We start from the raw sequence: 11,532 nt of genomic DNA, 5'->3' as shown, positions 1-11,532 counted from the left end.
CAACGTGTTCCCGATCGAGACCGTGCCGTTGCGGGAGCGGCGCGAGGACATCCCCCTGCTCGCCCAGCATTTCCTGACGCGCGAGAGCAAGGCGCTGAAATCCAACCTGCGCCTGTCGGAGGGCGATGCGCGGCGGCTGACCCGCTACGACTGGCCCGGCAATGTCCGCGAATTGCAGAACGTGATCGAGCGCGCCGCGATCCTGTCGCAGAACGGCCGCCTGCGCATCGACTTGCCCGATGCCACCAGCGCGCACGCACCGGCCGGCGCCGCGCGTCAAAAGGCCGACGCGCGTCCGGCAATCATGACCTCGGCGGAAATGCGCGAGCACGAGCGCGCCAACATTCTCGCCGCGCTCGAGGCCTGCGCCGGAAAAGTGTTCGGCCCCGGCGGCGCGGCCGAGATGCTCGACGTCAAGCCCACCACCTTGGCCTCACGGATCAAGGCGCTGGGAATTGCGCCTCGTCCGCGGGCCACTCAAGCAGGATGGTCTTGATTGGACCGATGTGAGACGGGGACACCTCTCCCGAAGGGAGAGGTGGACCGAACTCTGCGGCGGCTGCCGGCTCACGCCGCCTTGGTCGTCACGTCAGACGCAATCGGCAGGCCCTGCTCGATCGGCAGCGACGGATCGCGCGACCATTCGTTCCAGGAGCCGAAATACATCCGCACGTCCTTTACGCCGGCGTTCTTCAGCGCGAGGAAGGTGTTCGAGGCGCGCGCGCCCTTGAAGCAATACAGGTACACCGGCGTGCTCGGCGTGATCCCGACGGTGGCGCATTCCGCCAGGATCTCGTCCTTGGACTTGAAGCGCGGGCCTTCGGCGGTCGGCTTCATCATGCGATACCATTCCAGCCAGACGGCACCGGGGATGCGGCCCTTGCGCGGGCAGAAATCCTTGCCGTAGGGGGACGAGCTGTCGCCGATCCACTCGTCGACGTCGCGGACGTCGAGGATGGCGATGCCGGGCTTGCCGACGGCGGCAAGCATGGTCTTGGCGTCGATCAGGATCTCGCCCGCTTCGGGCACGATCGAGAACGAGGCCTTGGCAGGTGTCGGCACCTCCTTGGTCACCGGGAAACCCGCCGCCGACCAGGCATCGAAGCCGCCATGCAGCACCTTGACCTTGGGATAGCCGAGCATGGTGAGCAGGTAATAGCCGCGGCAGGACTGGCCGAAGCCCGAGTTCATCGACTGCTCGTAGACCACCGCGGTTTCTTTGCCCGAGAGGCCGGCGGCGCCGAACGCGTCGGCGAACTTGGTCTTGAGCTCGGCCATGCCCTCCGGCGTCGAGGTCGCGAGGAACGTGAAGATCTCATGCACGTTGACGGCGCCAGGCAGATGGCCGGCGGCGTAGGCGTCGGGATTGCGGGTGTCGATCACGACACACGGCTCGGTCTTCAAGAGATCGGCAAGTTCGACGGCAGTGATCAGGACGTCAGTCATGGCAGCCTCTCCGTTGAGGTTGGGGGTCTTCGGGTGGACTCGTAGAACTCAGGTGTCGGCGAGCATCTTGCGCAGCTGCTTGGTGGCCGGCGTGACGATCGCGACGAAATAGGCCTCGCGCAGCCGCCGCTGCGCGCGGTGGCCCTTGAGGTAGCCGCGCGCGCCACAATGCAGCATCGCCGCATGCGCCGCGGCGACGCTGGCCTCGCCGGCGCGCAAGCGGAGCGCGATCACCTTGCGCCAGTAGGTCTCCTCCTCGTTGTAGGGATCGCGCGCCAGCGCCATGGTCTCGGCCTCGAGCTCGGCGGCGAGTTCGTTGAAATGCACCGGCTGCTGCGGCAGATAGCGGTTGATGTGCCCGAGGGGTGCATCGACCTCGCCCATGATGTTGATGCAATCCTTGATCACCCCGAGCGCCATACCGGCCTGCAGCAGGATGAAGCCGGCGCGGATCTTCTTGACGAAGGGCGCGGCGGGATCGGCCAGGATCAGCTCATCAGGCACGAACACGTCGCGGAACTGCACGCCATAGGTGCCGGTGCCATCCATGGCGAGGAACGGCTTGCAAGGCGTGAGCGTGATCGCGGGGTCCGAGCAGTCGGCGAGGAACATCACGGTGCCCGGCGCGCCACTTGCGCTGCCCGGCTCGTCCTCACGCTCGAAGATGGTGCCGAAATAATGGTCGGGGCCGAGATTGGAGACCCAGGGCAGCGCACCGCGCACGATGTAGCCGCCCTCGACCTTGCGCCCCTTCAGCTTCAATTTCTCGATGCCGAAGAAGCTCTTCATGGGGTTGGAGAGCCCGGTACCACCGAGCACGCGGCCCGTCGAGAAGGCATCGCCAAAGCGTTTTGCGAGCTTCACGTTCGGCGAATTCGCCGCGTACCAGACCAGCGTATTCTGGCACCAGGCCATGAAGGCCGTGGCCCCGCAGACCTCCCCGATCGCCGCCATCGCCTGGATCGCGCAGCGCAGATCGGCGGGGCCTTCGTGCGGCACGTGGCTGCCCCACGCCCCGACCGAGCCGAACTTGCGCAGCACCTCGGCCGGATAGACCGTGCCCTCGTCGATGCCGGCGGCGAGCGGCGCGAGCTCTTCGCGCGCGATCCGCGCCACCTCGCCCGCAATGGACGGTGCGGGTTGATCCAGAATGTCAGCCCGCGATAAAGCCAGTGAACTCATGATCGTCTCCCGCACCCTGTCCTGATTGCCGCCTGCTAGATGCCGACCTCGAGATTGACCGGCCGGGTGAAGGTGTTGGCGACCGGCGACCATTTCTTCACATGCGTCACCAGCGCGTTGATCTCCTCCGGCGAGATGCCCTCGCATTCCATGTCGACCTTGACGCGCACGTCCGTGAAGCCGACCGGCTTGTCGGAGGTGTCGCCGGTGCCCCAGACCGCGGTGATGTTGAGATCGCCCTCGAGTTCGAGCTCCAGCTTGTTGACGGTCCAGCCGCGATGCACGGCGTTGGCGTGCAGGCCGACCGCAAGGCAGGAGCCGAGCGCGGCCAGCGAGGCCTCCGACGGATTTGGCGCGGTGTCGTCACCCAAAAGACCCGGCGGCTCGTCGACGATGTAGGGCGGCAGGTTGCGGATGTAGTTGGCGTGGCGGAACTTGCCTTCCGCGACCGTCTTGCACTTCAAGGTCTTGATGACCTTCGGATTCGCCTTGCCATTGGCGATCAGTTGCTCGAGGCCATTCTTGTCGATGGGTGCGAGGCAACCCGTCAGCACTGTCTTCTGAACGACGGCAGTCATCAATCTTCTCCCTGGCAGAAGTGGAATTCGGTAGGATACCGAACGGTCTGTTTCCTTGCATGGAGCGTGCCAGAGCCAGCCAAAAACAAAACGCGAGGCTTTGGAGCCGCTTAAGCTTCCCTGCCTGCGGATTGATCGGCTGCTTCTTGCTCAAACGCGATGCAGCTAGGGCAGGCTTTGCAAATTTTTTCAGCGCCAAACAGATGCGGCTTGCTGATGCGGCACGGCTGCGGGTAAGTTCGAGTCCATGGCAAAGACGTCATCGAAGAAGAATTCGCCCCACGCCGCTGCCGGCGACGACGAATCCGCACGCGGCCGCCTTCTCAACGCCGCGACGCATCTGTTCTGCAAGAACGGCATCAACGCCACCGGCATCGATGCGATCATCGAGGAGGCCGGCACCGCGAAGACCACGCTCTACAAATTGTTCGGCTCCAAGACCAACCTCGTCAACGCCGTGCTGGAGAGCGAAGGCAAGCAGTGGCGCGAATGGTTCATCGGCGCCATGGAAGACGGCGGCGGCGACGCCCAGGCGAAACTCACGCGGATATTCCCCGCGCTGAAGAGCTGGTTCGCGGAGGAGCGCTTCTACGGCTGCCCCTTCATCAACGCCGTCGGCGAGCACGACAAGGATGCCAAGCAATTCCGCAATATCGCGCTCAAGCACAAGAAGATCGTGCTCGGCCATATCGAGAAGCTCGCCGGCGAGCTCGGCTCGGCCGAGCCCGCGGTGCTGGCGCACCAGCTCGGCCTCATCATCGACGGCGCCATCGTCGCGGCGATGATCTCGCGCGATCCGGGTGTCGCCGATACGGCGGCGCTCACGGCAGGTCCTCTGCTCGGACAGTCGAAAAGCAAGAAAAAGCGCGCCGAGCAATTGGAGACCGCTTGACGTCCCCTGCCGTTCCCGAGCGTCGGGCCGCCGCTCGCGCGGCCGAAAACAGCCCGATTTAACTTTCCATCAAGTACGCTTGCGATCGTGGAACCGCCGTAAAGGCCGCTTTAGGACCCTTCGCCGTCTATCCGCGGGCGAAAGGGATTTCGGGAATGCTGTCCGACGCTGGACAATACAGCTTGCCACGCTGGCGCCTGATGCGGTGGTTGACTGACGTCGGACCGGACGTGCCGGCCGACATCCGTTCCGCACTGGTTGCCCAGCTGTTCGGCGCGGTCCCGATCTTTGCGGGCGGCGCCATCAATTCGGTCGCCATCGCGGCCATCGTCGCCTATCGCATGCAGACGCCGCTGCTGATCGCATGGTTCGTGCTCGAGCTCGTGATCTGCCTTGCGCGTCTGGCGATCTTGCTCGCGGCGCATCGGGCGATCCGGCTGCACCGGCCGACCCCGACCGATCTCCATCTCCTGTTCTCGATGGCCTGGAGCCTCAGCCTCGGCCTGGGCGCGGTTGCAAGCATTGCGAGCGGCGACTGGCTGGTGGCGATGCTGTCCTGCATGTCCACGGCCGCCATGATCGGCGGCATCAGCTTCCGCAACTTCGGCGCACCCCGATTTGCCGGGCTCATGATCCTGATCAGCCTCGGCCCCGTCGTCCCCTACATCGCTTTGCTCAACGAGCCGGTGCTCTACATCGTGATCTACCAGATCCCGATGTACCTCGCCGCGATGACTGGCGCGGCCTTCCGGCTCAACAGGATGCTGCTCACCACCATGCGGGCCGAGCGGGAGAACAGCCGCCGCGCGCACCACGATGCGCTCACGGGACTGCTGAACCGCGCCGGCCTGGTCGATGCGCTTGAAGCGAAGCTCGCAGCGTCCAGGCGCGATGGGCTCCCCTTTGCCTTGTTCTTCTCCGATCTGGACGCGTTCAAGCCGGTCAACGACACGTTCGGGCACGCCGCCGGCGACGCCGTACTCAAGACCGTCGCCGACCGACTGCGCGAAGCGGTGCCCGGGGCAACCGCCATCGCGCGGATGGGCGGCGACGAATTCGTCGTCCTGGTGGATGGCGTCACGGCCGAGCAGGCACTGGCGACGGGCGAGCGCATCGTCGGCGAGATCGCCAAGCCGTGCCAGCTTGATAGCGAAACCTCCGTCCCCCTCGGTGCCAGCGTCGGCATTTCGATGTCGCCGGACCATGGTTTGGAGGTGGACGAGTTGCTTGCGGTCGCGGATGCCGCCCTCTACGAGGCCAAGTCGGGCGGCAAATCGCGCTGCTGCCTGGCTTCGGTCGACATGGGGATTGCGGCGCTGCGCCGGCTTCGGCACACGGGCAAGCGCGTCGCCCAGGAGACGAGCGCCGCCGCCTGAGCGCCAGACGCTCTCTGCTTTTCCTGAACAAACGGTAGCAAGCCGCTCGGCCGGCCCAGGACATCAAGGCGGGAATGACTCTCGTCGGCGGCAAGTTCGTGTTTCAGCGCTGAACCGGCGCCGAAGCATCTATTTCATCGGACGTGAATCGCTGCCGGGTTTGGTCTCGAGCTTGTGAAGCTCTGCCTGAGCTGCGGCCCATTCCACAAAGCGCTTTGGACATTCGTCCGCGGCGGCGCGCAACAGCCGTACGGCTTGATCAGCTTCCTGCTCCAGCCCCAGCTCGCCGGCATAAAAATTTGCTTCGCAGAGCTGCTCCCTTGTTTTTTGCGCGGAGACGTCTTGCGCAGACTTGAGCAAGGCTTCAAAACTTATCTCGCCCAGGAAGAAACGAACGATGGGCGCGGGCCAACGCGACGCATCGATCAGCTTGGCGGCATCACCGAGCTCACGCCCGCTGCCGCTCTTTCGCTGCACGAGATCGAGCCACAGATGCGTATAGGCATCCTTCCGGTCCAGTTCGCTCGATCGACGGAGGTCGGCAAGTGCCTCTGGCAGATGGCCGGATTGGAAGTGGAGGGCCCCACGCAAGCGGTGGATTGCGGGGGTACTGGGATTGATCTCGATGGCCAGGTCGAGATTCGACAATGCCTTTCCGAGATCGCCTCGAACCTGAAAAACCCTGGCACGGCCGATATAGGGCCGCGGGTCCTTCGAGCTAAGCTCGACCGCGCGGTCGAAGTCGGCCAATGCGAGATCGACCTGGCCGCGTGCGAGATAGATGTCGCCCCGGCAGACTTGGCCCATCCAATGGTCTGGCCCGATCTCGATCGCCCGCCCACAATCGGCCAAGGCGCGATCCGGCTCGCCTTTCGTCTCATAGGCAAAGCTGCGGCCGATACGGGCATGGACATTGTCGGGATGGATCAGAAGGGCCCGGTCATAGTCGGCGATGGCACGATCGACATCGTCCTTCAGATAAAGCCGCGCACGCCCAAGATACGCATAGGTATTCCTGGGGTCGAGCTCGATGGCCTTGTCGTAATCCGCAAGCGCGGCTTCGCTGTCGCGTCTCTGGACGTATATGGAAGCTCGATAAAGGCGCGCGTTCACATTGCCCGGATCGCGCTCGATGATCTGGCTGTAGTCCGCAATCGCAAGGTCGACCTCACCCTTCTGGTGATAGAACATGGCGCGGCGGAAGCGGGCCATGACGACGCCTTGCTTTGTGCCCGTCGCCGCCTCGATAATGGCGGTGCAGCCCGCAATGCGGTCATCGATACTGAAATTTCCGACCGCGTTGCACTTGGAGGCCAATGGCATCTCGGCGCGGGCGCCTGATATGTCGAACAGGATACTCAGCGCCACGACACCGAAGCTTGCCGCACAAATTCGTGCGCGGCCCACGATTCCAAACATGTCGTCCCCACTCCATTCCCGGGGACTTCATAGCAACCTATCGTGTGCCTGCACAGCCCTCGGTTGCGGACTTGCAGGCGGCGGGTCCGTCTGGCCCAACGTTCGACTAAAAGCCGTGCCGCCTAGCTGCTCTTCACCTGACGCACCGGCGGCGGCTTCCAGGTCCCGTTGATGATCGAGGGCGACTTTTCGTTGGGCCAGTACATGCGCAGCATCAGCACGAACTTGCCGGCGGGTGCGGGAAGCCAATTGCTCTCCTTGTCAGGACCGGGATTGTCCTTCTGGATGTAGAGATCGACCGAACCGTCCGGATTGGCTTTGAGGTTCTGGCGGGCGCTGATGGACTGGCGATTGATCGGATTGGCGACGAAGAAATAGTTCTCGTCATACATCGTCAGTGACCAGAAGCCGCCGACCGGTGGAAGCTGCCCCTTCGGAAACCGCATGACGTATTTGTTGCTGCCGACATACTCCTTCCCGTCGGCATCCTTCTGGGATGTCGGATAGCACGCATCCTGAATCCGGTTGGCGCCAAGTCCGATGGCGGTGACCAGGGCGCGGTTGAAATAATTGGTGCCGTAGACACCCGCTTCGGCGTCGAAGGCCCAGCCGTTGACGTTCCTGATCGCCTTGTTGACCTTGAACTGGAGCATGATGCGGTCGAATGCCACCTGGGGGACCCGCTTGGCGAAGGCAGCATCGAACTGGCCCGCGTCGAAATCCCTGCCGGGGACGAGACCGATCTTTGCGAATTTGGGGACCTCCGGCGCATCCGCGGCGGCCGGCGGATTGCGTTTCATCAATTGCGCGAGAAGCGTGAAATAGGCGACGGCGTCCATGCGATTGACCTGGTCGCGAACGGCCGTCTTCATGTCGATCGAGGCATCGGCCTTGCCTGCCGGGGGCGTGTAGGACTTGCCGTAGGCGCTGAGAGGAAAGAGCTTGAACTCGTCCTGCGCCGCATGCACGGCCGCGTAGTCTTCCGGCGTACCGGTGCAGTAGACCCGACCCAGAATCCACACCATGCTCGTGGGCGATTTGTATTCCTTGATGCCGGCGGGAAGCGTTCCTTTCCAGCCCGGGCCGGTGATCGCGTAGGTCTGCGCCTTGGTGCCGGTGGTGCGCTTGCCCGGCACCTGGAAGACGTTGGTCCAGCCGTCCAGCATCGGAAACAGGAAGTAGCGGTCCTTCATGTCGGGCATGCCCAGGACCCAGGGCTCGCCGCCGACGTCGATCCAGGCGGTCGTGTAGAGGGTGTCGGCATTGGGCGCCGTGACATCCTTGAAGCTGGCATCCGGATATTTGCGCAGCTTGACGAACTGCCCCATCGGCCCGCGCGTGCCCTGCGGCGCCGCAACGTTGGTCATGACCCGCCGGGTCATCTCCATCGTCACAAGCGGATAGCCGTAGACATAGGCGTCCTGAGCGAGCCAGAAATCTTCGCCGCCTTCCAGGGCCCTGATGACGGGACCGTCGAACTCGGCGCGGGCGCTTCGGGACATCGCAAACGCCGACATGGCGGCGCTGAAGGCAGCAAGTGCTTGGCGACGGCTGATCGACATCTCGAACCCTCCCTGTTGCGCACAAAGCGTAGGCGGCGGAGTTTCCCGGTCTTTGATATGCATCAAGGAAGATGGATGGTGCGCGGGCGCCGTGTCCGGCGTTGCATCGGTGAGCGGGTAAGTGGGCGAAGGCGGGTTGATCGGCAGGTGAGCACGAACCAGCGAAAAAAGAAGAGCGACTGCGCCGTCATAATGCAGTGCCGTAGCCCGCATGAGCGCAGCGACATGCGGAAGCTTTCCAGGATATCGCTACGCTCAACCGGGCTACGAATATCTCGTCGGGTGGGCAAAGGCGCACAGCGCCGTGCCCATCTTCTCTTGATCATCAGCGAGAGAGGTGGGCACGCTTTCCGCTTCACTCACCCTACGAGACGGCGCGAAATCTACGCGCCCTGCTCCATCATCCCCTGCAGCCGCACCAGCTCCGCCTCCAGATCGCGCTCCACATCCACGGCCCGGATGTCGAGCACGCGGTAGTCCCGCGCCTCAAGCCAGCTCCGCCGGCCCGCGCGGTCCGCCGCGATCGCCTCGCCCTCGCCCGGGTTGACCAGCTCGATCGCGATCCGGTGCGGGAACGAGACGAAGTCCGGGATATGGCGCCCCACCGGCGTCTGCCGCTTGAACCCGCCTGCGAAGCGGCGGTCGCGGGTCAATGCCTGCCAGAGCAGGCGCTCGGCGTCGGTCGGGTTGCGGCGAAGCAGGCGGGCAAGGCCGCGCACGGTCGAGCCGCTGTCGGGCACGCCGCCACCCTGCCCCTGTTCGGCCAGCAACGCGCGCAGGCGCGTGGCCTGCTCGCCGTCGAGCACGCCGCCCTTGGCCGGGCCCTTGCGCCCCTCCGCGATCGCCATGATCACGCCGTGCAGCGTGTGCATGTCCTGCTTGGTCGGCTCCATCCGGGTGAAGATGTTGCGCAGGTTCACCAGCATGGTGTCGCGCTTCTCGGCGGGGCGCAGGAATTCGACCTTGTCGAGCTCGCGCACGAGGTTGTCGAAGAAGGCCTGCATCTGGTGCTGGGAGGCGCGCTCGGAGCGCTCCGGCATGGCGTGCGGCAGCGCGCCAGACGTCGCCCGCTTGAACCATTCATAGCCGACCAGCAGCACGGCCTGGGCGAGGTTGAGCGAGGCAAAGCCCGGGTTGACCGGGAAGGTGATGATGCGGTTGGAGAGCCCGACCTCCTCGTTGGTCAGGCCCCAACGCTCCCGGCCGAACAGGATGCCGGCCTTCCCTCCTGTGGCGACGTGACCGGCGATCTCGGCCGCCGCGGCCTCCGGCCCGACCACCGGCTTGGCCTGGTCGTGGGGGCGCGCGGTGGTGGCGAACAGGAGGTCGAGGTCGGCGACGGCCTCTTGCACCGTGCCGAACAATTCGACCCTTTCGAGGATGTGGTCGGCGCCGGCGGCGGCCCGCTGTGCCGCAACGTTGGGCCAGCCGTCCCTGGGATTGACGATGCGAAGCCGGCCAAGCGCAAAGTTGCCCATGGCGCGCGCGGCCATGCCGATGTTCTCGCCGAGCTGCGGCTCGACCAGGATGACGATGGGACCGTCGAGGGAAAGGCCCGCCTTGCTCTTGTCAGTCCCCGACATCTCGCTTCGCTTTCACACTGTCTCTCAAGGCCCCGACAAGGCCCTCTTCAGGAATTGATTCAAGCCGGCCATTCGAACCGGGTTTTCGAACCGGTCTTGGGCCGGCTCGGGCGCTGTCCGCCTGTCGTTTGCCTGTCCTGACGAAATTCTCAAGGGAAATAACGACTTGGATTCGACTTTTGAATCTCGCCGGGAACGCGACCCGAAGGGCTTGCCGAGCGCCGGCCCGCCGCTCCCCGCCTGCGCAAGCTGGATGAGCTAAAAGTGCATAATCCCTTGGCTTTCGCCCGCCGCGCGGTGGTGCTAAGAGGCGGCGGATATTCCCGTGGCGCGCGACGAGCGCCGTTCCCAAGAGGCTTCCCCGATCATGGCAAAAATCAAGGTATCCAATCCCGTCGTCGAACTCGATGGCGACGAGATGACCCGGATCATCTGGCAGTACATCAAGGACAAGCTGATCAACCCGTTCCTGGATGTCGAGCTGCTCTATTTCGACCTGGGCATGGAATACCGCGACCACACCAACGATCAGGTCACGATCGACGCGGCCGAGGCGATCAAGAAGGTCGGCGTCGGCGTCAAGTGCGCCACCATCACCCCGGACGAGGCCCGGGTGAAGGAGTTCAATCTCAAGCAGATGTGGAAGTCGCCGAACGGCACCATCCGCAACATCCTCGGCGGCGTCATCTTCCGCGAGCCGATCATCTGCAAGAACGTGCCGCGCCTGGTTCCCGGCTGGACCAAGCCGATCATCATCGGCCGCCACGCCTTCGGCGACCAGTACCGCGCCACCGATTTCAAGTTCCCCGGGAAGGGCACCCTGTCGATGAAGTTCGTCGGCGAGGACGGCACCGTGATCGAGAAGGAAGTGTTCAAGGCCCCCGATGCCGGCGTCGCGATGGGAATGTACAATCTCGACGACTCCATCATCGACTTCGCCCGCGCCTCATTCAATTACGGCCTGCTGCGCGGCTACCCGGTGTACCTGTCGACCAAGAACACGATCCTCAAGGTCTATGACGGCCGCTTCAAGGACATCTTCCAGGAGATCTTCGACAAGGAGTTCAAGAAGGACTTCGACGCCAAGGGCCTAACGTACGAACACCGCCTGATCGACGACATGGTGGCCTCGGCGCTGAAATGGTCCGGCGGCTATGTCTGGGCCTGCAAGAACTACGACGGCGACGTGCAGTCCGACACCGTCGCGCAGGGCTACGGCTCGCTCGGCCTCATGACCTCCGTGCTGCTCACGCCCGACGGCAAGACCGTGGAAGCCGAAGCCGCCCACGGCACGGTGACCCGCCATTACCGCGAGCACCAGAAGGGCAAGGAGACCTCGACCAACTCGATCGCCTCGATCTTCGCCTGGAGCCGCGGCCTCGCGCATCGCGCCAAGCTCGACAACAACGCCGCGCTGGCGAAGTTCGCCTCGACGCTCGAGAAGGTCTGCGTCGACACCGTCGAGGCAGGCTTCATGACGAAGGACCTAGCGCT

The 11,532-nt window shown here is 64.3% G+C and carries 9 protein-coding genes and 1 pseudogene; 4 read left to right on the top strand and 6 right to left on the bottom strand.

The features are described 5' to 3' along the window. Positions 1–496, top strand: a pseudogene (locus tag JHD07_RS20045) (histidine kinase); the annotation flags it as partial. 71 nt (positions 497–567) lie between these two features. Here the strand turns inward: JHD07_RS20045 and JHD07_RS20040 are convergent. From JHD07_RS20040 to JHD07_RS20030, 3 genes are read right to left on the bottom strand one after another with little or no spacing between them, the layout of a single operon-like run. Continuing rightward, a complete protein-coding gene (locus JHD07_RS20040) occupies positions 568–1,446 on the bottom strand; it encodes a sulfurtransferase (RefSeq protein WP_291625022.1) in 879 nt (292 codons plus the stop codon). A 48-nt stretch (positions 1,447–1,494) separates the two neighbouring features. Continuing rightward, positions 1,495–2,628 (bottom strand): acyl-CoA dehydrogenase family protein, encoded by a 1,134-nt coding sequence (locus tag JHD07_RS20035; protein WP_291625020.1) that lies wholly within the window; start codon positions 2,626–2,628, stop codon positions 1,495–1,497. Positions 2,629–2,663: 35 nt separating this feature from the next. Continuing rightward, complete coding sequence (locus tag JHD07_RS20030; protein ID WP_291625018.1) at positions 2,664–3,206, bottom strand: OsmC family protein; 543 nt, start codon at positions 3,204–3,206, stop codon at positions 2,664–2,666. A gap of 247 nt (positions 3,207–3,453) precedes the next feature. Between JHD07_RS20030 and JHD07_RS20025 the strand changes: the two genes are divergently transcribed. Together JHD07_RS20025 and JHD07_RS20020 are read left to right on the top strand one after the other, a co-directional pair. After that, positions 3,454–4,098 (top strand): TetR/AcrR family transcriptional regulator, encoded by a 645-nt coding sequence (locus JHD07_RS20025; RefSeq protein WP_291625016.1) that lies wholly within the window; start codon positions 3,454–3,456, stop codon positions 4,096–4,098. A gap of 155 nt (positions 4,099–4,253) precedes the next feature. Then, positions 4,254–5,474, top strand: a complete 1,221-nt coding sequence (locus tag JHD07_RS20020; RefSeq protein ID WP_291625014.1) for a GGDEF domain-containing protein — start codon at positions 4,254–4,256, stop codon at positions 5,472–5,474. A gap of 129 nt (positions 5,475–5,603) precedes the next feature. Here the strand turns inward: JHD07_RS20020 and JHD07_RS20015 are convergent, their stop codons facing one another. The 3 genes from JHD07_RS20015 to JHD07_RS20005 all read right to left on the bottom strand — a co-directional run bounded on the left by JHD07_RS20015 (position 5,604) and on the right by JHD07_RS20005 (position 10,038). Continuing rightward, positions 5,604–6,686 (bottom strand): tetratricopeptide repeat protein, encoded by a 1,083-nt coding sequence (locus JHD07_RS20015; protein WP_291625012.1) that lies wholly within the window; start codon positions 6,684–6,686, stop codon positions 5,604–5,606. A gap of 329 nt (positions 6,687–7,015) precedes the next feature. Beyond that, positions 7,016–8,455, bottom strand: a complete 1,440-nt coding sequence (locus JHD07_RS20010; RefSeq protein ID WP_291625010.1) for a DUF1254 domain-containing protein — start codon at positions 8,453–8,455, stop codon at positions 7,016–7,018. 383 nt (positions 8,456–8,838) lie between these two features. Beyond that, positions 8,839–10,038: a TrmJ/YjtD family RNA methyltransferase gene (locus JHD07_RS20005; RefSeq protein ID WP_291625008.1), complete on the bottom strand. Its 1,200-nt coding sequence runs from the start codon at positions 10,036–10,038 to the stop codon at positions 8,839–8,841. A 367-nt stretch (positions 10,039–10,405) separates the two neighbouring features. On the opposite strand from JHD07_RS20005, the gene JHD07_RS20000 reads away from it, so the two are divergent. Continuing rightward, the coding region (locus JHD07_RS20000) for an NADP-dependent isocitrate dehydrogenase (protein WP_291625005.1) at positions 10,406–11,532 on the top strand (1,127 nt) is incomplete at its 3' end.

This window comes from Bradyrhizobium sp. (genome assembly GCF_016462955.1).
Classification (GTDB): Bacteria; Pseudomonadota; Alphaproteobacteria; order Rhizobiales; family Xanthobacteraceae; genus Bradyrhizobium.
This window is presented reverse-complemented; position numbering and strand designations above follow the sequence as displayed.